This is a genomic window from Embleya sp. NPDC059213 (assembly GCF_042754445.1).
Classification (GTDB): Bacteria; Actinomycetota; Actinomycetes; order Streptomycetales; family Streptomycetaceae; genus Embleya.
In genome coordinates, this window is sequence record NZ_JBHZAV010000048.1 from 18,596 (window position 1) to 42,818 (window position 24,223).

At 71.1% G+C, this 24,223-nt stretch carries 18 protein-coding genes and 1 pseudogene; 13 read left to right on the top strand and 6 right to left on the bottom strand.

Going from position 1 to position 24,223, the window contains the following annotated elements:
* Positions 1-99 precede the first annotated feature (99 nt).
* Together ACFXMF_RS19640 and ACFXMF_RS19645 are read left to right on the top strand one after the other, a co-directional pair.
* Entirely contained in the window at positions 100-1,023 is a 924-nt protein-coding gene (locus ACFXMF_RS19640) for a ScbA/BarX family gamma-butyrolactone biosynthesis protein (protein WP_379989053.1), read from the top strand.
* A gap of 1,200 nt (positions 1,024-2,223) precedes the next feature.
* On the top strand, positions 2,224-2,694 hold the full coding sequence (locus ACFXMF_RS19645; protein WP_380017986.1) for a hypothetical protein: 471 nt from the start codon (positions 2,224-2,226) through the stop codon (positions 2,692-2,694).
* 535 nt (positions 2,695-3,229) lie between these two features.
* On the opposite strand, the gene ACFXMF_RS19650 is transcribed toward ACFXMF_RS19645, so the two are convergent.
* A complete protein-coding gene (locus tag ACFXMF_RS19650; protein ID WP_379989055.1) occupies positions 3,230-4,948 on the bottom strand; it encodes a hydrogenase maturation protein in 1,719 nt (572 codons plus the stop codon).
* Between the two features lie 758 nt (positions 4,949-5,706).
* Here ACFXMF_RS19650 and ACFXMF_RS19655 point away from each other — a divergent pair.
* The 6 genes from ACFXMF_RS19655 to ACFXMF_RS19680 all read left to right on the top strand — a co-directional run bounded on the left by ACFXMF_RS19655 (position 5,707) and on the right by ACFXMF_RS19680 (position 10,587).
* Positions 5,707-6,036: a hypothetical protein gene (locus ACFXMF_RS19655; protein WP_360315312.1), complete on the top strand. Its 330-nt coding sequence runs from the start codon at positions 5,707-5,709 to the stop codon at positions 6,034-6,036.
* Between the two features lie 117 nt (positions 6,037-6,153).
* Positions 6,154-6,633 carry a PfkB family carbohydrate kinase gene (locus ACFXMF_RS19660; protein WP_379989056.1) on the top strand — a complete coding sequence of 160 codons (480 nt, stop codon included), beginning with the start codon at positions 6,154-6,156 and terminating at the stop codon, positions 6,631-6,633.
* 39 nt (positions 6,634-6,672) lie between these two features.
* Complete coding sequence (locus ACFXMF_RS19665) at positions 6,673-7,506, top strand: hypothetical protein (protein WP_379989058.1); 834 nt, start codon at positions 6,673-6,675, stop codon at positions 7,504-7,506.
* Between the two features lie 4 nt (positions 7,507-7,510).
* Positions 7,511-7,888 (top strand): GntR family transcriptional regulator, encoded by a 378-nt coding sequence (locus ACFXMF_RS19670; RefSeq protein ID WP_379989059.1) that lies wholly within the window; start codon positions 7,511-7,513, stop codon positions 7,886-7,888.
* Positions 7,889-7,992: 104 nt separating this feature from the next.
* Positions 7,993-8,292, top strand: coding sequence for a hypothetical protein (locus ACFXMF_RS19675; protein ID WP_379989061.1), 300 nt, complete (start codon positions 7,993-7,995; stop codon positions 8,290-8,292).
* A gap of 270 nt (positions 8,293-8,562) precedes the next feature.
* Positions 8,563-10,587 (top strand): AAA family ATPase, encoded by a 2,025-nt coding sequence (locus ACFXMF_RS19680; protein ID WP_360315322.1) that lies wholly within the window; start codon positions 8,563-8,565, stop codon positions 10,585-10,587.
* 70 nt (positions 10,588-10,657) lie between these two features.
* Here ACFXMF_RS19680 and ACFXMF_RS19685 read toward each other — a convergent pair whose 3' ends face one another.
* From ACFXMF_RS19685 to ACFXMF_RS19695, 3 genes are all read right to left on the bottom strand, one after another.
* On the bottom strand, positions 10,658-10,975 hold the full coding sequence (locus ACFXMF_RS19685) for a hypothetical protein (RefSeq protein WP_379989063.1): 318 nt from the start codon (positions 10,973-10,975) through the stop codon (positions 10,658-10,660).
* A 655-nt stretch (positions 10,976-11,630) separates the two neighbouring features.
* The gene (locus ACFXMF_RS19690; RefSeq protein ID WP_379989065.1) at positions 11,631-11,972 is read right to left on the bottom strand and encodes a fic family toxin-antitoxin system, toxin component; all 342 of its coding nucleotides are present in this window, start codon (positions 11,970-11,972) and stop codon (positions 11,631-11,633) included.
* 32 nt (positions 11,973-12,004) lie between these two features.
* The gene (locus ACFXMF_RS19695) at positions 12,005-12,217 is read right to left on the bottom strand and encodes a hypothetical protein (RefSeq protein ID WP_360315326.1); all 213 of its coding nucleotides are present in this window, start codon (positions 12,215-12,217) and stop codon (positions 12,005-12,007) included.
* 365 nt (positions 12,218-12,582) lie between these two features.
* On the opposite strand from ACFXMF_RS19695, the gene ACFXMF_RS19700 reads away from it, so the two are divergent.
* The gene (locus ACFXMF_RS19700; RefSeq protein WP_379989067.1) at positions 12,583-13,494 is read left to right on the top strand and encodes a hypothetical protein; all 912 of its coding nucleotides are present in this window, start codon (positions 12,583-12,585) and stop codon (positions 13,492-13,494) included.
* Between the two features lie 727 nt (positions 13,495-14,221).
* On the opposite strand, the gene ACFXMF_RS19705 is transcribed toward ACFXMF_RS19700, so the two are convergent.
* Both ACFXMF_RS19705 and ACFXMF_RS19710 read right to left on the bottom strand, forming a co-directional pair.
* Entirely contained in the window at positions 14,222-14,575 is a 354-nt protein-coding gene (locus ACFXMF_RS19705; protein ID WP_379992606.1) for a VOC family protein, read from the bottom strand.
* Between the two features lie 955 nt (positions 14,576-15,530).
* The gene (locus ACFXMF_RS19710) at positions 15,531-16,247 is read right to left on the bottom strand and encodes a chitinase (protein WP_379992607.1); all 717 of its coding nucleotides are present in this window, start codon (positions 16,245-16,247) and stop codon (positions 15,531-15,533) included.
* Between the two features lie 375 nt (positions 16,248-16,622).
* On the opposite strand from ACFXMF_RS19710, the pseudogene ACFXMF_RS19715 reads away from it, so the two are divergent.
* The 4 genes and pseudogenes from ACFXMF_RS19715 to ACFXMF_RS19730 all read left to right on the top strand — a co-directional run.
* Positions 16,623-16,901 (top strand): annotated as a pseudogene (locus tag ACFXMF_RS19715) (peroxiredoxin); the annotation flags it as partial.
* 590 nt (positions 16,902-17,491) lie between these two features.
* Positions 17,492-18,154: a hemopexin repeat-containing protein gene (locus ACFXMF_RS19720; protein ID WP_379992608.1), complete on the top strand. Its 663-nt coding sequence runs from the start codon at positions 17,492-17,494 to the stop codon at positions 18,152-18,154.
* Between the two features lie 925 nt (positions 18,155-19,079).
* Positions 19,080-20,648 (top strand): alpha/beta hydrolase, encoded by a 1,569-nt coding sequence (locus tag ACFXMF_RS19725; RefSeq protein ID WP_379990344.1) that lies wholly within the window; start codon positions 19,080-19,082, stop codon positions 20,646-20,648.
* Positions 20,649-21,320: 672 nt separating this feature from the next.
* Entirely contained in the window at positions 21,321-24,140 is a 2,820-nt protein-coding gene (locus ACFXMF_RS19730; RefSeq protein WP_379990345.1) for a hypothetical protein, read from the top strand.
* Positions 24,141-24,223 lie beyond the last annotated feature (83 nt).

A 24,223-nucleotide genomic window follows, 5' to 3' on the forward strand; every position in this document is an offset into this window, starting at 1 on the left:
CACGTCGATCGCCGGCTGTTCCAGGCGCGTTCGATGCCGCGCGATGCACGGCGAGAAGACGACGTGCACCTTCCCGACCTGTGGGTTCTGCTTGTATTCATGACTACCTTTGGCGGCGGCGCGGCGTCCTCGGGGCTCTCGGTGAGACCGCTGAGCTGGTCGCGCACCGTGGCACGAGAGTCGGTACACCGGACCTCGGTGGCCGAGGTGTTGCTGACCGATGTGGTGCGCCTCGCGGAGGCGTCCTTTTTGACGGCGGCCCAATGGCCTCGCTCGCATCCCACGTTCCGGCCGGTCGGCGACGGCGGACACAGTCGGCTGATGATCGTGGAAACCCTTCGCCAACTGGGGATCTTCATCCCGTCGCAGTTCTTCTCGGTGCCCTTGGAAGCGCACTTTCTGATCAAGGACCTTTTCTACGGTGTCGACATCGCCATGGAGCCGCGTTTGCAGAGCGGCGCCACCGATATCACCTGTTTGGCGGAGGTCGACGACCTGCGCCCCGCCCACGACGGGCACGGACTGAGGGGGCTGCGACTGCGCATTCGCCTCTCGGCCGGCGTCACGACCTTCGCTCGCGCGGGAGGCAATGCGCGATTTCTGGACGCGGGTACGTACGCGGCTCTGCGCGGCGCGTACCCGAGACCGCAAGCGCCTCGACCGCGCCGTAGACCGACGCCGGAGGCGGTGGACGCGGTCCTGCCCCGCGACGTGCTGCTCGCACACAGCGACGGCGGGACCCTGGAGCTGGATCCGGCCGACCACCTGCATCCGTTCTTCTTCGACCACACCGGCGACCACGTGCCCGGAATGGTGCTCGTCGAGGCCGCCCGGCAGGCGATCGCGTTCCTGAGCGACGGCGAGTTGTTGCGGCCGACCGCGTTTCGACTGCGTACCCCGCACTTCACCGAGTTCGATCCGCCGGCCCGGGTCGAGTGCCTCCTGCACCGCGGTCGGCAGGCATCGTTTCGTTTCCGGCAGGGAGCGAGCCATACGGCCGCGGGCGCACTGCGCTACCGATGAGGCGCCGCCCGACACCGCGTGACCGCCTCGCCACCGGGAACGGGTGCCGAGGCACCATTCCCGGCTTCGAAACAGGGTCACGGCGGCCGTACGTCACGGGAATCGCCGGGCCCCGGAATGATTAACGCACCTGCGTTAACGTCCGCGACATGGAAAACGCGGCGGCCACCCGGCTCTGCGGGAAGCCCGTCGGCCACGGGCTAAAAAAGCTCGACGCGCGTGCCCTGAACCTGCCGGGTGGCACTCTCTCGCACTGGCGCGCCCTCCGACACCGGCAATCTCTCGCCCGGCTTCGCCACGTGCGCGCTCGCCGAACGCGAGCTGCGCCAAGGCGCCGACTCCGGCTCCGACTCCGACTCCGTACCGGCCCCGCCGGCAGGCCCGGGCATACGACCGAGCAAGCCCACGGGGCCGAGCCCGACGCCATCGCATTCGACGTCGAAGCAGCCCTGTTCGCGGGGCGGCCGTCGTTTCTCACCACGCCGCCGAACACCGCGACGAGGCAGGGCCGACGCGGCCCTGCCCATCGCCCGGCCCGTCACCGCAGCCAGGCGTGCGGTGACGGGAACGACCCCGGGCCGCACCGCCCCGGCACCGACGTCGAACGCCGGCTCGGCGAAGGCGAGATGCGCGATACCGGCATCCATTCGAACCGCCGACGCCCCGACGCCGTCGTGACTCGGCAGCCCACGCCTACCTCGCACCGATCGTCGTACGGGCTCGGCCGTGTCCTCCCGCCGCCGAGCCACGCCGCCTCGGTCCGGTGGGCCGGGAATCGGGGTGGGCTCTCGTGCGGCTGCATTCTCGGCGGATTCGCTCACGTCGTCGGATTCCGGACGGTATGACAGAGCGGATGCGACGGACGAGGGCTGAGGAGGGGTGGGGTGGCAGGCGTGCGCGCGGTTCTGTTCGTGCTGCTCGGCGGTGCGGTTCTGGTGACCTGGTGGCGGAGCAGGTATCCCGGAGGGTGGGCTTTCGCCTTCGGCGCGGGTTACGCGAGCGATCGGGAGGATCTGGCCCGGGCACGGCGGGAGTTGCGTGGCGTGGAGAAGGCGCTCGGCAGGTTGGAGACGGCCGCGCGGAAACGGGTCGAGGCGGAGAGCGCCCGGCACGACCGGCGGCTGGACACGCTGGAGCGCGGTCGAGGATCTTCGCGACCCGGGCCTGGGCGTGCACCGGAAGGAGCGAGTCGGGGAACTCGTGTTGTACGAGCACGCGGTGGTCTCGTCCCGCGCGGGGACGATTCCGCTCGCCGGCCTCCAGACACGCTTCGAGTCCGGAGCACTGACCCATTCCGTCTACCTGACGCGGCCCGATGGCAGGGTGCACCGGGCCAAGTACCCCCATCGTCATGCACCCGGTTCGGTGGAGGAGGCGGAGAACGTGCGGCTCTTCGACGAGGAACGGGTGCGCGACTTCGCGGTGGCGATCCAGAACGCCGTGGCGGCCGAGAACGATTTCCGGTCCCACCTGCCCGCGTGGCTCGAACGGAGGCAGGAAGAGTTGGACGAGGCCCGGCAGGACACCGCGGATCTGGAGGAGGCCCGTCGGCATCTGTCGCAGGTACTGACCGGTCGAGGCCGCGACAGCCGTCGGAAGGAGGCCCTGGCCGGGCTGAGCGAAGCGTGTGACCGGTGGCAGGAACTCACGGGGTGCCGGCCGTCCAGGTAACGGGACCCCGCGCCCGGACGCCCCGCCGGAGGCGGAATCCGGCCGAATACGCTTGCGAGGGGACGACGGATTCCCGCACGCCGCAATCGGTGGTCCCGCCGGCAACGACGTGGCGTCCATCCGGCGGGCGATACCGCCGCCGAAGTCGCGGACGGCGCCGTGCAGACGCGACGGTATTCGCGCCCGCCCGGCTGCCCCACCCTGCCCGACACCACACCCAGGGCACCGGCCGGGCGCGACCACGCGGTACAACACCGACGCCCCTCGGCGCCGCCCTCTCGCATACCGGTGGCCGCGTTCCGGTCCGGCTGGAAATGGGCGGTCGACATCGCGGAACGCCTGCTCCCCTGCCGCCGGCATACGGCCCGTCGACATCAACAGGTCCGCGATCGAGGCAGGTTCCACCGCTCAGCCGTCCTTGCAGCGACGGCCCCGCCCCGGCAGACGTCCCCGTCGGGGCTCGGCGGCACGCCTCGCCCCAAAGCGCCGAGGAGCACGTCGACGGCTGCCGGAGGTCAGGAAGCGGGCCTGCGGGTCAGCACGGTGGAGCGCAGAGCCGGGTGAGGTGGTCGGGGGTATGCAGCGGTCGGGTCTTGAGCACGAAGGCCCGGCGCAGCTCCGGGTAGCGTTCGCCCGGGCCGCCACGGAAGTTGCGGGCCATTTCATCGAGTTCGGCGGCGCGGTAGGACGCCAGCGGGCGGGTGCCCTCGTTCTCCTCGAGCCGTTGCTTCTTGCGACCCAGGCGGGCGGCTGTCGAGTCGGATGCGGCCAGTTCGGCGGCGTGACGGGCCACCCGGGTGCGGAACCCGGCCGGAGTGTCCCGGATCGAGGCTTCGATCAGGCCCAGGGACTCGGCCCGGGACGCGCTCAGCGGGAGGGCCTCGGTGGTCAATCGGTGGGCGGTCTCGGCGCCGACACGGCGGGGCAGGGTGTAGGTCCAGTACTCCGATCCGTGCAGGCCCATCAGCCGATAGTGCGGGTTGAGGACGGCCGCTTCGCGGCACCAGACCTCGTCGGCGGCCAGAGCCAGCATCAGGCCGCCGGCCGCCGCGCTGCCGGGCAGGGCGGCGACGGTGAGCCGGTCGGTCGTGGTCAGGACGGCCTCGACCAGATCGTTCATGGCGGTGATGTTGGACCATGACTCGGACACGGGGTCGGTGGCGGCTTCGATCACGCCGAGGTGGATGCCGTTCGAGAAAATGTCCCGCTCGGGGCCGAGCACGAGCACCGAGGTGGGCCGGGTGCAAGCGGCGCGGTAGGCGGCCAGCAGGCGTCGGCACTGGCTCGTGCTCATGGCGCCGCCGGGGAAGGAGAACTCCAGGAAGCCGACCGGTCCTTCCTCGGTGTAGCGGATCTGCGCGTACGTGGCGCGGTACGCGGCCTGCTCGGGGGACACCGGCACGTCCGGGACATCGGCCAGGTGCGCTGCCAGGACGTCTGCCGCCGGGAGCTTCCAGGCCGGTGGCGAGCCCTTCGCGCGGCTTCGTCGCAGTTCGGGGATCCAGACCGCGCCGTCGGTGGTGGCTCGGCAGATCGCCCCGTCGCGGGTGGCCAGGATCCGCCCCGGGGTCCCATCGCGGAGTTCGTCCTCGGGGTGACCGCCATGCAGGTAGTAGGCGGTGCCGTGGAGTTCGTCCAGGACTCCCGGGCGGGAGTCCGCCGCACGCAGTTTGCGCAGCACGGTCCGGGTGTCGTCGACGGCCCAGTCGATCCGGCGGTGGCTCTGGTCGTGGTACGGGCGCAGCCGGCCTCGGGCGTCCGGGGCGGAGGGATCGAGCGCCACGGGAGTCCGGTCCGGGTCGGCGAATCGTTCCACCGCAAGCAGCACTGCCTGAACCGCCGCCTCCGCGACCTCGCCGCGGTACAGGTCGCTCTTCGCCACTCCGGTCGGCATGCGGAACGGTACGGAGGCCCATGCGTCGCCGGCGTCCATCTCGGCGGCCGCCTGGAGCACGGTGACACCCCACTCCCGCGCTTCGTCGTGGAGCGCCCAGTCGAGGGACGAGGGGCCGCGGTCGCCGAGCGGTCCGGGGTGCACGATCAGGACGGGCCGGGCGGACCAGATGTCCTCCGGCACGGCGGTGGTCAACATGGGTGCGAGGACCAGGTCGGGGCTCGTCCGGTCCACCCCCTCCCGCAGTGCGTGCTCGCCGAGCGCGAGTTGCACGCAGACGGTATGGCCCAGGTCCCGCAGGACCGTGTGCAGGCGCTGGGTCAGACTGTTGAACGCGTCGGCGATCAGCAGGATGCGCAAGGGAACCTCTCCTTCGATGCCGGTGCGGTCGGCACTTCCTGCCCGCGCCTGCGGACAGCCTGACTCCCGGGGCACATCGGCGGGTCGAGGTGCCGCCGACCCGACCGGGGGCGTCCCTGCGGGAAGGGTGCTTCCGTGCAAGGCCCCAGGGTCTCGGACGACCCGCCGGCCATCACCGGGCGAAGGTGGGCCGCGCGGCTGCCGCCGCCGACCTTGTGCTGCGGTCCCACCGCAACGCCCGCAGCGGACATCCGACCGGCCACCCGCCGCGTGGGTCGTGCCACGGGACGCCCGAAGCCCGAGGACGTCGCCCGGGACGCTTCCGGGGCCGCACGCGTCGCAGCCGCGCCCGGACCGGCGGCGGTATGCGAGCGGTACGCGGCGTTCATGTCGATCACCGCAGACAGGCCCGACACCCTCGATCCCGCCTTCGCACCGGGAAGTCGGACCGCCGACCTGCGCGAGATCGTCCTGGACGACGCCCGCAGGGACGAACGCATGGCGCAGACGACCACCGTCACCGCCCGCCCCGTGCCCGGCAGGTCTTCGGGAGCGCCTCGGGCACCCGGCTGCTCCCCCGCGTCCTGGACAAGACGATCGAGACGAAGATGTCGGTGCCCGAGGCAAACCCGAAGGCGACCACTCCCCGGACCATCGCACTCCTGGGCGGGGAGGGGCCCTTCCGGGAGATCAGGACCACGTTCCTGGCGTGCGTCCTCGTCCCGGTGCCCGCCGCACCCGACGCTCCGGTCACGGTCGTGACCGGCGAACTGGGCCACGTGGGTGGTGTCCACGGCCTCGGTGACCGCCGTTCGTTCCCCGACGTGCGCGGTGAAGGCGTCGACGACGCGCCGCGAGCTCCCTTCGACACAACGATCGGTGTTCCGCCGGCCCTGCCCCGGCAGGTAGACGGCGGTGACGAGGGCGAGGAAGCGGGTGATTTCCTCGGCGGTCAAGAGATTTCGGATGCACCCCCACCTTCGATGGGCGACGTCGAGCGTGGGCCCGCCGTCCCCGGGACACTCGAAGGCAAGCCCCGAGAGCGCGAGTTCGTCGAAGCTCCGGCGTCGCCCGGCTATACGTGGTGACGGGACGCGCGAAGTGGGCGGCGTGTCGGTACCGGGTGTCGTCATGCCTCCTCGATAGCGCCCCCCGGTGTTCGAGCCCGGCGTGTCCCGCCCGGCGACATCACGTGTCGCGCCGACTTGCCCCGTTCGGAGCATCACCCCGCGGCCGCGGTGTACGCGGGTTCGGCACGTCGACGACCGCCCGACCGGCACACCTACTCCGAGGACCACCGGCCGGCCACCACCCCGGACATGGCGGTGGTCGGCTCCCTCGACGTCGGCCTCACCCGCCACAGGGCACGGCTGCCGAGCCCGGGCGAGACCGTGTCCGGCCGCAACCTGCTGCGGCCGACCGGCGGCAAGGGCGTGAACCGGGCGGTCGCGGCCGCCCGACTGGGCCGCCGGGTCGCGATGTTCGGCCGGGTGGGCACCGACCCGGCCGGCTCGTGGCCCCGGGAGGCCGAGGAAGCCGAGCAGGTCGAGCAGGTCGAGCAGGATGTCGGTGTCGCCGATCGCGGCGTCCAACGCGGCCCCGGCGGCGCGGAGTTCGTCGACCGCGCGGCGCGGGTGAGGCAGCCGCCGCCGACCGCCTCGTCGTTGACTTGTCGCAAGCCTTGACGCACCATGTTGAGGCAAGAGGTGAGACAAGGAGGCGTCATGCCGAAAGGAACGACTCCGAACAGTGCCCGGTCGATGCGCCCGGCGGATCTCGAGCGGGCCGGCGTGTGGCTGGCCGGGCACGGCCTGGCCGACGTCCGGCCGACACCCTTGCTGGCCATGCGTCTGGCGGTCCGGCGAGGTACCCGTCTGGCCGCCCACGTCCTGCCGGCGGCGTTCATCATCGTCGCGGCCCTCATCCACGTCACCCACCGGCCCGACGACACCGCGGCCGACGGGTCCTGGCCCTACCGCCACTGGTCGTTGCTCGCCCTGACGGCGGCGGCGGCCGGGCTGGTACTGGCCCAGTCGCTGCTGGACCGGTGGGTACGGCGGGTCGACCGGCGGGCCGGCGCGACGTTGCCGCGGCGGGCCGCCCACCCGGTCCGGCTCGGCTGGCGCACCGTTCTCGGCGGGCCGCGCGCCGCGTTCGCGGTCGCCACGTTCGCCGGCGCGACGGCACTGGCGATCGCCGCCCTGACGATGCGGGACTCCACCGCGCGCTACGCGGCGCTCGTCCTGCTCATCGCCCTGTGCGGGGTCGCGGTCGGCATGGTCGTGCAGTTGCGCCATATCCTGACGCACCCGGTCGTGGCCGACGACGAGGTCTCGCTGACCGCCGACCTCATCATGCGGGTCGAGGACGCCCGCGAGGTCGCCGCGCCCACCGTGGTGTGGTGCCTGCCGATCGCGTCGGTGTTCGACACCGCGCTCGGCTGGTGGAACGCCGCCTGGCTCGTCTTCGTCGTCCTGGGCGCCGGCACGCTCGCCCTGATCACGGCGCGGACCGCACCGAGCGGCACGGTGGCGCGGCACGCCACGAGCGGCCGGTGAACCGGTGATCGTCATCGACTCGGCCTCGCCCGTCCCGCCGTTCGAGCAGCTCCGTGCGCAGCTCGCCCGGCAGATCCGAAGCCACACACTGGCCGTGGGCACCCGCCTGCCGACCATCCGCCGTCTGGCCGCCGACCTCGGCCTGGCCGCCAACACCGTCGGCCGGGCCTACCGGGAGCTGGAGGAGGCAGGGCTGATCGAGACCCGCCGAGCCGCCGGCTCGTTCGTGGCCGCGGCCGGCGAGAAGGGACGCGAACAGGCACGCCGCGCCGCCGCCGAGTACGCCGCCGTCATCGCCGGCGCCGGCATCGACACCGACGAGGCCATCCGCATCGTCCGAGCCGCGCTGACCAACGGCACCACGACACCATCCTCGCCGTAACCGGCCGGATCCGCCGACGAGGTGACGTCCACCGCCGGCACCGACGGGTCCCGTCGGCGCCGGTCAACGTGTTCACCACCCATGCGGGCGCTACGGTGCCGGGCGTGAGCGAGACGACCGTGCACCGGATCAAGGTGACACTGCGGGAGATCCGTGTGGGCTCAGCCCTCTGCTTCACCGAACTTCCCTACGAGTTCGCGATGCCGGTCTGCGGCTTGTTTCGCTTGGACGGGGTCGACGGTCGATCCCGGCATGCCACCCAAGCGCTCGACCCACGCCGCGACGCGCAGGTGCTCCCGCCGGGCATGCTCCCGGCAAGCGAGGCAGGTGACTTTGTCCGGGCGCGGCGAGGTCATCGCGTAAGCCACTCGCACTCCGCATCGACATCGAGAAGGACGCAATAGTCCACTCCGATCGCGGCAGTAACCAAACGTCCGAGGAATTCACCCGACCACTGAGCCGTCACGACATTCGCCAGTCGGTCGGACGCGCCGGAGTGTGCCGGGGAAATTCGATGGGGCTTGGGCGGCCGAGGCCGACAAGTAAGTCAAGCCTTACTTTTATGGAGACTTATTTGCATAGTGGTGGGCCGAGCCAGGAGGTGGACGACTTTGCCACAGTTGAATGAATGTTCCGCATGGCAGGTCGAGGTGGAGCAGGCCCATGTATCGGCTATGTACAGGCTGCTCGACGAACGAGTGGCGGACGTGCGGGCCCGGTTGCATGACGTGCTGAAGTCGTCGGCCGACAGCGTGGGAGGGATGTACGCGCGCGATGTCGCCGCAGAGCGCCTGACAGGGCATGTCAACCGGCTCGCAGGGGCCGAGGAGGGGCTGGTGTTCGGCCGGATCGACGGCGCGGACGGCACCGTCCTGCGCATCGGACGGCTGGGCCTGCACGTGGACGACCGGGAGCTGCCGCTGCTCGTCGACTGGCGGGCGGAAGCGGCGCGGCCCTTCTATACGGCGACGACGGTCCATCCGATGGGGCTGCGGCGGCGCCGCCACCTGCGGGTGGAAGAACGCGTTGTGCGTGCGGTGAGTGACGAGTTGCTGGACGGATCCGCGCCTACAGCCGGCGACATCGTCGGCGACGGCCCGTTGACGGAGGCGCTGGAGGCGCGGCGGACGGGGCGGATGCGTGCAGCAGTGGCAACGTTGCAGGCGGAGCAGGACGCGATTGTTCGTTCCCCTCATCGAGGGGTGACGGTGGTCGAGGGCGGACCGGGCACGGGCAAGACCGTCGTGGCGCTACACCGGGCGGCGTACGTGCTGTATACGTTCCCGCGCGCCGCCAGGAGCGGTGTCCTGGTGCTCGGGCCGACCGCGCGGTTCCTCGACTACGTCTCGCGTGTACTCCCCTCGCTCGGGGAGAACGATGTAGTCCTGGCGACGTGCGGGGAGCTTGCCGGAGTGGTGCCCGCCGCTGTGGAGCCGTCCGATGTTGCACGGCTCAAGGGCAGCTCCGTCATGGCTGAGGCGCTCAAGGACCTGGTGCGCTCCCGCCAGGCGCCTCCGGGCTCCCGGGCCGCCGTACGTGTGGGGCAGGAGTGGGTGCGTTTGACGAGCGGGGATGTCGCGGCGGCCCGCGCGTCTGCGGTGGCGAGCGGCTTGGCGCACAACCGTGCGCGGGAGGTGTTCAAGGAGCACCTGATCGGCACGGTCACAAGCACGCTGGAGCGTGCTGCCACCGAGGCCCTCGCGCACATCGACGCCGAGATCACCGACGGCACGAGCCTCGACCTCGATGCCGCGGCCGAGGCCGACCTGCGGGCTCTCGGCTTCGATGGCGTGGCAACCGTCGATCCGGCCGAGTTGTTCGATGCGGAGGCGCTGCGCGCGAACCTCATGGGCGACGCCCACACCGAGGGTGTGGTGGAGTCCTTATGGCCACGGCTGCCGCCCGAGACGGTGGTTCGGGACCTGCTCACGGATGCCCTCACCGCAGCCGTACACCTGCCGTCACTCACCGATGACGAACGCGCTCTGCTGCGCTCGGCCGACGCTCCGTGGACCGATGCCGATGTGGCGCTGCTGGACGAGGCGGCGAACCTGGTGGACGGGCCGACGGGCCGGACGTTCGGGCACATCGTCGTCGACGAGGCCCAGGAACTGACCGCCATGCAATGGCGGATGGTGCTGCGCCGATGCCCGGCCAGGTCGATGACGCTGGTGGGCGATTTTGCCCAAGCGGGCCCCGCGACGACAGCGAGCGGCTGGGCCCAGGCGCTGGGACCGCATCTCGGCACCCGGTTCACCGTGCACACACTGACGGTCAGCTACCGCACGACCAAGGAGATCCTGGCCGCCACCCGGGCCCTGCTCGCGCGGATCGCCCCCGGCAGCACGCCGAGCCGGTCCATCCGCCACGGCGAGCCTCCCCGCAGCCTCACCGCATCTCCGCACACTCTCGCCGCGACCGTGGCCGGGGAGCTCCGGGCCCAGGCCGCCGCCAATCCGGGCGACCTGCCGGCCGTGATCTGCGCGGACGCTCGACTCGACGAGCTGGCGTCGGCCGGCATCACGGAGTGGGCGCGGCTCGTACCCGCATCCGAGGCGCGCGGCCTGGAGTTCGATATGAGCATTGTTGTCGGCCCACAGGAGATTATCGAGGCCCGCCCCAGCGGCGAACGTGATCTGTATGTCGCTTTCACACGTGCCACCAAGAGGCTCTGTTTGATCGCCGTCCGCCCCGGGTGAACACCACGCCTCATGACGGCCCTTGAGGGCGTCACGACTTACTGACCTTTGCGGATCCGATGGTCGTCGTTCATTGCGTCAGGGAGGTTGCCGCGACGAAGCCGTTGACGAGTGCGGGGCGATGCTGGATGCGCCGCAGGCCTCGGCGGGCGACGGTGACGAACTCGTCGAGGGTACGGGCGCCGAGGTCGGCCGGAGGTCCGTTCTTCAGCTGCGCCCAACTGCCCTCGACCGGGTAGAGGTCGGGAGAGTACGGCGGCAGGACGACCGGGTCGGCCAGTCGACCAATACGATCGGTGGCCGAAGGTCCGGTCGACGTGGAGGCGGCCTGGCGCTGGTGGGACGGGCAAGGCCGCCCCGCCGTCCGCGACTTCGGCCTCGCGGTCACCGTCGATACGAGCGCCGACGGGGCCGTTGTCGGTCAACAGGCGTGGTATGGCGAGCGGAACCACCTGCTCGCCGTGCAAAGGATCACCGCGATGCAGGACATGTGGCCGTGCATCCGGCCCGTGTCCATGAAGCGGGCGGGTGCGGCGCGGGCCTGGTCGGCCGTGGCGTCGTCTCGGGCAACAGCGTCGACGAGTTCGAGGGGGCGAGCAATTCGATCGCCCCATCTGCGGCTTCGTCCAGGCGCGGGCAGGAGTGGCAGTGGGATCGCCTGCACCGTGGCGTACGCACCGGGGGCCGCCCCGGTCCGCGACGGCATGCCACCCGACGTCCGGCAACATTTCGACGCGGGCAGGGACCGGATCACCGCGGATCCGTACGGCCCCGGCTCCTCCGCGATCGGCGGCCATCGCGACTGTCCCCACGTCTCGCGGACAGCGTGCAGGCGCTCGCGAGAGTCCCCGATTCCGGTTCGCGTTCCAGGAGCCGAGCCGAGGTGAGGTGAGGCGAGGTGAGGCGACCGTCGACCAGGGCTGCCGACCCGAGGTCGACCGGTGGACGCACACCGCGGAACCGTCCACCACATCCACTTCATGGCGTTCCCGATCGTGTCCCCGCTGGTGGCCCGACAACCGAAGACGGATTCGAGGGACGACTCAGTCGGTGGTGTCCCACGTCTTGAGGACCGCCGCGACGCTCGCCGCGGTGGAGGACGCGCTGGTCAACTCGTCGGCGAGCGCGGTGACTCCGGCCTGGGTGAGCTTGATCGACAAGCCGCATGCCGCGAGGTAGCCGTGGGCCACCGCGACGGCCACACGCAGGTTCGAGTGCTCCAGCCAGCGCATGCGGCCCAGGCTGTGCGCGAGCGCTGCGGCCTTGGCGTAGGGGCCGTGGTAGACGTCCTGTCCGGCGATCACCGCCCGATGCCGTTCCACGGCCGCGACCGGGACCCCGTAGTCGTCCGGGGCCGGATCGTCGCGCCCCGCGCGACGTGCCACCTCGAGGATCCACGCCAGATCCACGCCCACACTCACCCGCGTGCCTCGATCTCGTCCAGCAGGTCGCCGTAGCCGTCCAGGACCTCCTGGGCGCCCGCGAGGAACACCTCGCGCAGACGCTCGTTGTCCGTGCGGATCAACTGTTCGACGTACTCGTTCACCGGCATGCGCCGTGTCTCCGCAGCCTGCCGCGCCATTTCCGCCGCGGCCTCCTCCAACCGGAGGTTCACCTGTGTCTTCGCCATGACCCGCAAGCTACCACCTGATAGCAGCACGGGGAATCGGGAACGAGACACCTCGGCCCCGAACGCACACGTGTCACCACGGTTTCACGCTTGCGGCTCGACGAAGATCACCCCACGATGCGCTCGGCGTGCCCGGTCCGTGAGCCCGCACGCACGACGAACGGGGACGGTGAACGGCGATGCGATCGTCATCGGGAATCCCGGTACTACTGTTGGCCGTCGCCCTGAGCGGGACACTCGGCGCGTGCACACGCACGGAGGACGGCAACGGCGTCGAGGACGGCGTGACGATGGTGGCGGTGCCGGTGAGGCGGGCGACGCCGAGAGCCTCGCGACGGAGGGCGGCGCGGACACGGCCGGCGTCGGTGGGGCGCCTCGGGCGCACAGGCGCGGCCGGAGCGCCCGGGAGACCACGTGCGCCGCAGCCGTTACCTACCGCGAGCGCGAAGAAGACCTCGAAGTACCCCGCGCGCAAGGCGTCGCGCGGTTCGGACCCGGTCCCGTACATCAACCAGGGCGCGGAGGGGATCGGGCTGTTCGGCATCGAGGGGTCCAAGCCCGGCGCCGCTGCGGCGGGCGTGTTCCTGAGCCACCGCGTCGTCAGGCCCGACCAGTCCGGCTACGGCCGGATCCTGGGTCAGGCGATGTTCAACAGCAAACGCCTGTACGCCGCCATCGTCACCCTGGGCCTGGACCACGGGGACATCGTCGTCGCGCCCGCCCAGCGACTGCCCGCCGAGCGCGAACACCCCCACGACGAGAAGGCCCTGCGCGAGCAGTTGCGGTTCATCCACGACCGCATCGTGGTCAAGTCCAACGAACAGATCCTGGCCGACCCGGAGGCCATGGAACTGCCCGCCGAACTGGGCTCCGACCAGATCATCATCGGCTACGCGTTCAACGCCCGGATCGACGGGAAGCCCAACACGAGCCTCGACAAGGCCAACCGGCTCAACCGCAGGATCGTCGAGATCCTGAACGTGGCCCCGGCCAAGGCGGGTGCCAAGGGCCTGGTCGCCCCGAACGACCAGCCCGACGTCATCCTCAGCAGCTCGGCATTCGAACGGAAGCTGTACAAGAACCACTACCTGGCTCCCCTGCCGGCCCGCCTCGGTGTCCAGGACGACCCGAGGATCGACGCGGTCGACTACCTCGTCTCCTGCACGATGGACCCGTGGGTGACCGACACCTCGGAGGGTGACTTCATCGGCAAGGTCCTGCGCCCGGCGGTGGCCGCGGGTGTCCGCAAGGCGATCGCCGAGATCTTCCACAAGTAGACCCCACACTCCGGACCCGTGCCCGCCGCCGGGATCGGTCGGCGGCGGGCACGGGTCCGGGCGACGGACGTCCGGGTCGGGTCGCAACGGTGTGGGCGCGGCGGAGGCAATGGAGGTCCCCGACGTCGGCACGGTTCCGAGGGCCTGGGCCGCCCCCGCGCTTGGGCGGGGGCGATGAACAGCACAACCCCACCGCAGACGACGCACCACCCAAGTGCGGCGCACGGCCCTCCCCCATCGATGCCCGGCTCGCCGCCGAGCAGAGCGGAGGCCCCACCTGGCCCACGTACGTGGGAGACCACGAAGTGGGGTGGAAGGAACCGCAGTCCGACGGCCGCCACGTCCTGATGCGATCCGTCGATCCCGCCACGCCGCAGGAGGTGCTGCCCCACGGAGCCTGAAACGTACGCAGCCGGGTCATCGACTACGGGGCGGGACTGGCCGGCCCTGCCCGGCAGAAACGGCAAGCCCACGACCGTCGTCTTCTCCGACTTCGACGACCAACGCCCGTACTCCCACCGGCTCGGTCCGCCGGGCCGGAACGCGGACCGACTCGGTTCCGTCCGCCGTACGCGGTGACTCCATCGGCCGGAGCAGGTCAGGCTGGGAAACGGCCATCGCGTCACCTCTCAACGAGCTTCGCTACTCGCAGAGTTGCGCAATGGCCGCCCCATGACCAGAGACATGCCGAGATCGCCGCCACGCCACTCGGCCCGACACCGTCCGCTCAGCTCTTCCGCTCACCCAGGACACAGAATTCGTTGCCCTCCGGGTCGAGGAGGGTCACCCAGTGCTGCTCGTCCTGCATAGTGCCGGCGCGCCGGGCACCGAGGGAGAGCAGCCGGGCGACCTCGGCCTCCTGGTCGTCGGGACGGAAGTCGGGGTGGAGGCGGTTCTTCGACGTCTTGCCCTCGGGGACAGGCACGAAGAGCAGCCCCGGCATCCGGTCCGGCTCGGGCCGGATCTCGATGATCTCCTCGGATTCGTCGACCACTACCCAGCCGAGAGCCTCGGCCCACCAGCGCCCGAGGACGATGGGGTCGGAGGAGTCGACGATGATCTGTTCCCATTCGAGTGCCATGGGCGTGAGCATAAACAGGGTCGGCCGACTGCCGGGGCTGGGGGGTGACGGGCGTCGACTGCGGTCCGGTGTGCGGATCGCGTCCCCCGGTGGGGTGTAGCGGCGCGATGTGGTGGCAGCAAGTCGCGAGAAGTGATCGCTGCTACACCACTCCAGCGGACACCACCGTTGCCGGCATGTGGTGGGGAGTTGGCGATGTTGTTCTCGGCGCTGTCGGTGAACTGCACGCGGTACCGGGGGCCACGTGGTCTCCTCAGTGTGGGGGTGGGCCGGTCACCAGGCTGCCGTCGGCGTCGACGACACACACCGGTGTTGTCGCCCCGCCGGACGCGTCCCATGGCCTCCTCGGCCTCCGCGTGGCCCTCGGGCGGCAACGCCCAGTCCAGGACCACGCAATGCACCAGGTGCTCAAGGGGGTGTCGTGCGCGACCTCGTCGAAACCGAGGCCGGATCGAGGACCGCGCGGGGGTCGGCCCCCGGTTCGGCCGCCGGTGTGCCTCTCCGCGCTTCGGTCCTCCGGAAGCGCCGCGCGGATACCGCTCAACGTCCCCGGCAACGCGACGACTTCCCCCCGCACCACGTGCGTCCACTCCGCATCGACCATGGCAACCCGCGTGCCGGCGCCACCGCGAAGGTCGGTGGACGGCGCGGGTGGGGCGTGCCGATGTCGGCGTTCCCGCGTCGGCATCGCGCCCCGTGACGGCGGGGCCCGCCCTCGGCGACGATCCGACGCAGGTGCGTGGGCGGGCCCGGCGGGGCTCCGTCGAGGGCGCGCGGTCGACACGGCAGGGGCCGAATCCGGCGGACCTCGCGGCGGCGCGAGAGCGCGGCCCGGTCCGGTCCCGGTGGCCGGCGGCTCGGTTCCCACGACAATGCGACCGGCAGACACCGTGCGGGCGTTGCGGCGCTCCGCGGCGCGGAGTCGATGGTGCGGGGCGGGGTCGTCGGTCGGTCTTCAGCAGGAGAGGTTGCCGCCGCCGACGTCGGTGCCCAGGATGTCGACGAACTGCTTGTACAGGTTGATGCGGTCGTCGCGCTGGTCGGGGTTCTTGCCGTCGCATTCCAGGGCGCCGTTGATGCTGCGGATGGTCTCGCCGAATCCCTTGTCGTCGACCATCGCGTCGTGCGGGGTCGTGCGTCCGGCGCCGCTCTGGGTGTTCCAGAACCACAGGCCGGTTTTCCAGGATGTGGCCGGGTTCTTCTCGACCTGCCACGGGTCGTGCAGGAGGTCGATGCCGAGGGCGTCGCCGGCGGCCTTGTAGTTGAAGTTCCAGCTGAGTTGCAGCGGGCCGCGGCCGTAGTACGCGGATTGTCCGGCCGGGCATCCGTAGGGCTGTGATTGGTCGCAGTAGTGCGGGTAGTCGGCGGTGTTCTGCTCGACGACGTACCTCAGGCCGCCGGTCTCGTGAGCGACGTTGGCGAGGAAGGCCGCCGCCTCGCGCCTGCGGACGGCGTCGCTGCCGGAGGCGGCGAACCTCGGGTAGGCGCCGAGGGCGTCGACCAGGCCCTTGTGGGTGTAGAAGGGGTTCCGGTTCGGGAACATCCTCTCGAACTGGGCCTTGCCGACCACGAAGGAGTCGGCGGCGGACGCCGGTGTCGTCGGTACGGTCGCGAAGAAAGTGCCGACGACGGCAACCACGGTCGCCGTCGACAGGGCACGGAAGAACTTCATGGATCCTCGGATCGGAAGTGGGCGAGTAGCGCTCCGGGAGCGAAGCGGCGGCATCATCATGACCACCGGATCCGGGTCGATCGCACGAACACGCTGAAATACCACCCGTTTGCTTCGCGCTCACCCAACCGCCCACAGAAGCCGCACACTTCCCGAGTCTCGAGGCCGTCTCGGGTGCCCGAGCGAGATCGGGCCCGACGGGAGGACACCCGAGAGGGCGTTACGTCCGTATTCGGCAGCAGCCTTGTCCTGGTTGGGCCAGGGAGCCTTGGCGGGCAAGACGCCCGAGGCGAATGTGGGTGGCGTTCATGCTCGAATCCCCGGTGAGCGGGCCGAGTTGTCGTTCCGTTCGCGAACCCTGAATGCATGGTCCCCGTGTCGTGGCCGGCACGCGCCGAGACCCCGAACCGGAAGACCGGCCCCGAGGAACCGATCGCCGCCGCCCACTCCGCCTGCTTCTGCACGGGTCTCGCCCACTGCCCGACCGGTGCCGACACGCCACCCACCAAACTCGACACCAAGGCCGACGTCACCTTCCAGCCGGGCACCGGCGTCACCGGCACCCACCTGACCGTCGTCGGCCGGGTGACCGGACCGGACCAAGGCGCCTGCACCCAGGGCGGCGAAGCCGACCGGCCCGTCGACCGGGCCCTTGGCCGGAGTCGGGATCAGTCCCACGGCCACCCTCGCCCGAGGCCGGATCCGAACCGAACGAGCACACGCTCCGACCGGCCCCGCGCGGTTGCCGCCCCGTCGAATGATCCAACTCCGCACGGGGCCAAAGGGCTTCGCCCGGGCACGCCTCGCGTCGGCGCGTCGCCGAGGGCGGCCGGCGCGCCTTGGGCGACCGCCGTTCCGCGTAGCCCACGGCGCCATCGGGGCGCTTCCCGCCGGACCCGATCCCCGGCGTGCCCGCACCAGCCGTCCCGCCGGCTTCGGTGGCACCACCGGGCGGCGTCGGACCGGGCCGCCGCTCACCCGCCCGCCGGCCCGCGATCGCCAATGTCGGAAGGCCGGACCCCGACCGAACGGCAAGGTGTCATGTGCACTCCCGTCGGGCAATACGGCGGCGGCCAGGCACGAAGTGATGGACCGGGTGCCACTCCTTCGGGTGATCCGGGCATGTTCGACCGGCTGGTGGAGCAGGCCCGTAATGGGTCGTTCGCCGTACCCGGGCCCGGACGTCCGGGTCACCCGCGGCGGCGGCCCGGTTCGTCCGTCACGGCAATCCCGGAGGTATGCGCATGACAACCGATGTACAGGAGAGCTTCTACCGTCGGATCGACGCGGTTCTGCGGTCCCGGAACGACGGGCACATCGCCTGGTTCCTCAAGGACCGGCAGTACGTGCGTTACGACCTGAAGGCCGACAAGGGGGTGAGCGGGCCGAAGGAGATCGCCGGGAACTGGCCGGGCCTGCCGGACTCCTTCACCCGCGGCGTCGACGCCGCGCTGAACCGCCGGGACAAGCCGACCGTCGGCTACCTGTTCAAGGACGACCAGTACGTGCGCTACGACCTGGAAGCCGACGCCACCGCACCGGGATACCCCAAGAGCATCGCGGACGGCTGGGCGGCCCTGCCGGCGCCGTTCAAGCTCGGCATCGATGCCGCGGTCAACCACCAGAGCGACCCGGAGATCGCCTGGCTGTTCAAGGACAACCAGTACGTCCGCTACAACGTCGCCCAGGACAAACTCCTGGCCGGCCCCAAGCCGATCAAGGGCAACTGGCAGGGCCTGCCCGACTCCTTCACCCGCCGCATCGACGCCGCCGCACCCCACGCCACCAACCCCACCAAGGTCTACCTCTTCAAGGACGACCAGTACGTCCGCTACGACTTGCAGGCCGATCACACCGACCCCGGCTACCCCAAGGCCATCCGCGGCAACTGGCCCTTCTTCGACTGAGACCGGGGAACACGGGCGGTGACGGCCGTGGAGACCGCCGCCACCGCCCGACCGGGACCGCACCACGAGCTCGAACCACCGCCCGCAGCGCGAGAACCCCACCGCCGACCGCAGGGACTGCGGCGCGCGTAACAGGCAGGTCCGACACCACCGACCGGCCCCCTCCCCGGCCTTTCAATGGACGCCGCCGCCTACCGGGACCAACTGGAGTCCGAGGACTACTGGTTTCGAGACGATCCACCTTTGGGTCGACCGTCGTCCGAACACTCTCGCCGGCCCCCGCTCGCCACGAGAACTCGGGGGCCGGCGGGGACCGGGCACGGTCGGCGCCGGCCGGCACCACGCCGACGCCGACCACGCACCCGGGGCCGGGACGGCCCGGACGATCGGCGGAAGGGTACGGGCCGGACTCTCGGTCGCGGTACTCGACCCGGAAGCCCCCTCTCCGGCCTCGGCGTGGGGCTGCGGCGCCGGAGCGTTCGTCGGCTCCCGTTCGGTGAACCCGCGCCCCGCCCGGGCGGGGCAGGTTGGTGGCGAGACTCCAGATGGCCCTGGCCGGCGGCATCGCCGGGTCGGCGGTTGCCACCAATCGGGTCGTTCCGTCCGGCCCCACCAGCCCAGCGTCGCGTCGGCGGCCCACCAGGTCTCGGTGCGGCCGTCGCGGAACGTGCGGGGCACCGCGCGCCAGTGGCCGGGATCCCGCCGTCCGCCCCAGGTCGGGATGCGGGCGCGGCGTCGACGGGAGAGTGGGCCTGTTCGGCGTGTGCCCGGATCCCGCGCCGTGGCTTCATTTTCGATCGAGGTCGACGGGCCGACCCGGATGCCCGTGGACGCGGGCGCAACGGAGTCGGCCGGCCGAGTGCCCTCGTACCGGCTTCACTTCGGGGGTAACGCGGCGCTCCATCCTTCTCTATGGTCTAGACCTATGACAAGACGATTAGGCGATGCCATCCGCGGGGTTGTGGTAATCGCGCTCACGGCCACGCTGACCGCCGCCATCCCGGCCGAGGCCGCCCCTGCACGACCGCCGACGCTCACCTGGACGACCTGTCCGCCCGATCCCAACGGCGCGCCCGTCGACCCGCGACTACGATGCACGACGCTGCGCGTACCGATGGACTACCGCGCCCCGGCCGGCCGGACCATCGAGATCGCGGTGTCCCGACTGGCCACGGCCAAGCCGGGACTGCGCCGCGGCATCCTGCTGCACAACGCGGGCGGCCCCGGCGCGGCGAGCCTGAACCGGCCGAGCACGTCGGTCGGCCTCTATCCGCGGGACGTCCTGGACCGCTTCGACCTGATCGGCTTCGACCCGCGCGGTCTCGGCCACAGCACGCCGATCACGTGTGGACGCACCACCCAAATCACCAATGAGCGCCTCTTCCCGTTCCCGGCCCCGGACGGATCGATCGCGGACAACGTGGACTTCGCCCGTGAGCTGGCGCGAGACTGTCTCGCCAACGGCGGCGCGCTGCTGCCACACGTGACCACGGCCAACACCGCGCGAGACATGGACCGGATCCGGATCGCCCTCGGCGAACGCAAGCTCTCCTACCTCAGCGCTTCCTACGGCAGCTACCTGGGAGCGGTGTACGCCGAACTCTTCCCCGACCGCACCGACCGGATCGTCCTCGACGCCAACGTCGACCCCAACGTCACGTGGCACGAACGATGGGCGTCCTGGGACCACGGATTCGACACGCGGTTCGGGGACTTCGCCGCCTGGGCGGCCGAACGGCACGACACCCTCGGCCTCGGAGCCACACCTGCCGCCGTACGCCGTGGCTACCTCGACATGGTCGAGCGTCTCGATCGCTCCCCGGTGCAACACCCCGGAGCGGGTCTTGTCACCGGCAACCTCTTCCGAGCCATCTATCAGGCGTACTCCTACCACACCCTCCAGTTCCCGGAAGTCGCCGCGTGGTGGCGGTTCCTCGCCGGCACCGGGCCGCCTCCCCAGTGGGGCGAGTGGCCGAGCACGCCCGGTATCCCCCGGGACAACGACACGGCCGTACTGCTCGCGGTGACCTGTGGAGACAGCCGCGCCCCGCGCGACATCGCCCACTACCGGCGCGAAGTCACGGTCAACCGGGCCCTGTTCCCGATCCTGGGCGGCATGGGTACCAACATCTGGCCATGCGCGTTCTGGCCGGACCCGGTCGAGCCGGCGGTGCGGATCACCGACCGCGGCACGACCGACATCCTCCTGCTCCAGACCACCCGGGATCCGGCCACGCCCTATCCGGGTGCGCTGAGCATGCGCTCCGCCCTGGGCAAGCGGGCGCGCATGATCACCGTGGACGGCGGAAACCACGGCGCCTACGACCCCGAGGCGCCGTCCTGCGCGGTCACCCGAGCGCACGACTTCCTGAGCACCGGAGCCCTGCCCGCGCGCGACCTCTTCTGCTTCCACGACCCGGCTCCCGCACAGGACGGGAACCGGCTTCCCTACGCCACCCTGCACGCGAATCGCCCACGGATCGGCCCCTTCTGACCCCAACTCCCCGAGTCCGCCTGCCACGTGCCCTCGACCGGGAATCCGAGCGGCTCCGCCGGGGGCACGACGCGGCGGAGGCGGCCGACGACATCGTCCGGGGCGTCGGCCTCCGCCGTCGTCGGCCCACGCACCATGGACCAACCGGTGGATCCGAGGGACGGTGCTGTGGATCGGCGTGATCCTGGCCGGCATCGGCTCGGTCACCGCCGCGCCGATCCCCCGGTCCTGCGCCGAGTCGGCGACGAACGACCCGTCCCGGAGATCCCGATCGGCGTCCGACCCCGCGGGCGCGCCCTCCCCGGACGCCGGGCCCGCAGGCGCACACGTCACCTCGGCCGCGCCGACCGGGACCCGGCCCGGCGGTCACCGCTGCGCGCCCCGGCGGCGTTGTCCACACGCCTTCCACCGAGCCGTGCGGCTTCTCCCCCGACGCCGGAACGGCCTGCCCCGCTCGCTCGTCGTGACGCCATGAGCAGGTCCCCCGTCGCTCGTCGACCGAGAAGGTTCCTGAACGCCACGGTGGACGCGGCGGCATCCGGGCGCGCGCGGCCGGCTCACAAGATGCGTGTGGGGGGCGGGTTTGTCAGGCTGGAGAGAGGTCACGCGCGCCGCGGCGGCCGACGAGCGGCGAGGTGCGTCCCCGGCCGGTCGATCGGAAGGCGGGCAGTCATGACTGCCGACCCGTTCAGCATCCTGCGCATCGAGGACATGCTCGTCCTGGACGTCGAGGTGGTCAACCTCGAACGCGAGGGGGCACGGCTGGTTCGCGAGGACCCCGACGCACCGGCGTTGCTGCTGGTGCGGCTGCCCTCCCAGCACGTGAACGAAAGCGTGCTGTCCAACGGGCAGTTCCCGGAGACCGTGGCCGCCTTCGCGGCGGCACCGAGCACGTTGGTGTTCCTGCTCCCGGACGGGGAGGACGGCATCGACCTGACCATCGACGCACTGCTGGACTGGAACCGGTTGACCCCGTCGATCGCCCCGGCCAACCAGCCGCTGGACGACCCGAACCAAGCGACCGTGATCGGCGGACTCCCACGTACCGCCATCGAGTTCCCCACCCGCGTGCTGCTGGGCCACGACCACGACGGTTCGCCGTTCGCGTGGTCGGAGCCACTGACCGAACCGGTCACGCTCGACGGGCGGGCCGAACTGTGGCACGTCGAACTGCACGGCGACAACGGCGGGCCGGCGCACCTGAAGGCGTTCTCCACGCCGTCCCGACGCCCCGAGCGCACCGGCATGCCGCTGGGCCGTTTCATGCCCGGCGAGTTGCTCGTCCGCTCCAGCCTCGACGCGTTCGTCGACGTGGACGGGACTTCGCTGCGCCGGCCCCTGCTGGCCGACCCGTTCATGCTCACGCCGCTGGGCGCGACGGTGCACATCAGCGGCTCCTGGCCCAAGGCGCCGGAGTTCCTCGGGCTGAGTCTGGCCGGCTACGAGCAGATCTCCTCGCTCGGACGCGACGAGTTCGTACACACCGTGCGCCAGGGCTTCCTCAGCAGCGGTCACCGGGCGTCCCTCGTGGAGACCACCAAGCGGTCCTACGACGACCCGGGCGACCTCACCTCGGTCGCCTACCTGCGCAAGGAGGCGCACATCGTGGTGGACCAAGCCGAGGTCACCTACGGTGCGGAGGCCGGCTACGACCGGCACGAGGGACGGCAACTGCCGTTCCGGTCGATCCGGCTCACCGACCTGGTCACGCCGGCGATCGATCCGGGGGAGGGCGCGTTCTGGGTGACCGTCGGCGGCGTGCCGTTCCCGTTCCACGCCACCGCGACCGATGCCGAGGACCGGCACGTGAGCATGGACATGCCGCTCGTGTTCGCCTCCGTCGATGCCCTGGACCGGATGGCGCAGGTCTACAACGACCCGGCCACCGCCGACCGCGCGAACCTGGGGCTGGGCGGACAGACGGTCGCCCTGGCCGAGAACCCGAGCGCCGACGGCAGCACCGGCATGCCCGTAACCTCGGCGCGCTTCGCCCTGACACCGGCGTCCGGGCACCCGGCCCGGGCGCTGCCCGCCATGGTCGACGCGGTGGCGCGGGTGCCCGCAGTCGAGCAACTCACCGGTCTGGCCACCGAAACCGCCGTGCGGCTGCACGACGCCTACCTCGAACAGGGCCTGGACGGCCAGCCCACCGGCGCGTTCCTGCAACTGGTCGACGCGCTGCCGATGAACCTGTCCGCCGAGAAGGCGGGCGGTCTGGCCAAACCCAGCATGGCCGTGCAGGCCGTCACCACCCGCGCGGGGCTGCTCGCACCACAGTTCCTCGGCGCGGCGGGCGACGCGGTGGGAGTCGACGCCGCCGCGTTGACGCGGATCTTCGGCGGCACGAAACTGCTGGGGCCCATCGATCTGGCCGCCCTGCTCGCGGACGTCCCGGCGACCTCCGTCGCGGAGTTGCGCGACCTCGGCGAGGACGAGATCCGCCGCCGGCTCGACGGTGTCTCCCAGGAACTGCTGCCGGTGCCGCTCATGCGGATCGGAAATCTGCCCGACGGGTCCGGCTCCGAACTACGGTACGTATGGAAACCCCGGCTGAGGAACGACCTGCCGCTGCTGGATCTGGGCGACGCGGCGCTCGTCCTGGAGGCGACCACCGTGCGTTCGCCGGACGCCCTGAGCAAGTCCGCGGTGCGCGGCGAACTCAGGCGCTTCGCCTTCGAGTTCGCCGACATCGTGCGCGTCGACTTCGAACGCCTGACGTTCACCGCGCGCCCGGGCAACAAGCCGGACGTCACCGCCGCGGGCGTCGCGCTCACGTTCAGGAACGACCTCGAATTCGTCAACCGGCTCCGCGAGGCGCTGCCCGCGAACGTGTTCGGCACCGGCGCGTTCGTCGACGTGACCACCTCCGGCGTCACCGCCGGCTATTCGCTGACCCTGCCGACGCTCTCCCTGGGCCTGTTCAACCTGAGCAACGTCGCCCTGTCCGCACGCCTGACCATCCCCTTCGACGATCGACCGGCGCGGTTCCGGTTCGCCGTCTGCGAACGGCAGAACCCGTTCAACATCAGCGTGTCGCTGTTCGGCGGCGGCGGCTTCTTCGCTCTCGAAGTGAGCACCCGCGGCATCGAACAGATCGAGGGTTCCCTGGAATTCGGCGGCAACGCCTCGCTCGACCTCGGCGTGGCCAGCGGCGGCGTGCACCTGATGGCGGGGATCGCGTTCCAGATGACCGGCGACGCGGTCGCGCTCACCGGATACCTGCGCTGCGGCGGCTACCTGTCCGTATTGGGCATCGTCAGCGTCACGGTCGAGTTCTACCTGGCCCTCGCCTACCACAAGAACAACGGGATCTGCGAAGTGGTCGGCCAGGGCAGCGTCACCGTGAGCGTCCGCGTGGCGTTCTTCAGCAAATCCGTGAGCCTGTCGCTGGAGCGCCGCTTCGCCGGATCCGCCGGCGACCCGTCGTTCGCGGACTGCGTGGATCCCGACGACTGGGACGAGTACTGCCTGGCCTTCGCCCCGACCCCGTGAACCCGCGCCGCGGCCGGACCGATCCGCCGCGCCCACTCGATCCGAACCGCACCCCCGGGTGACCCCGCCAGGAAGGCAGGCCC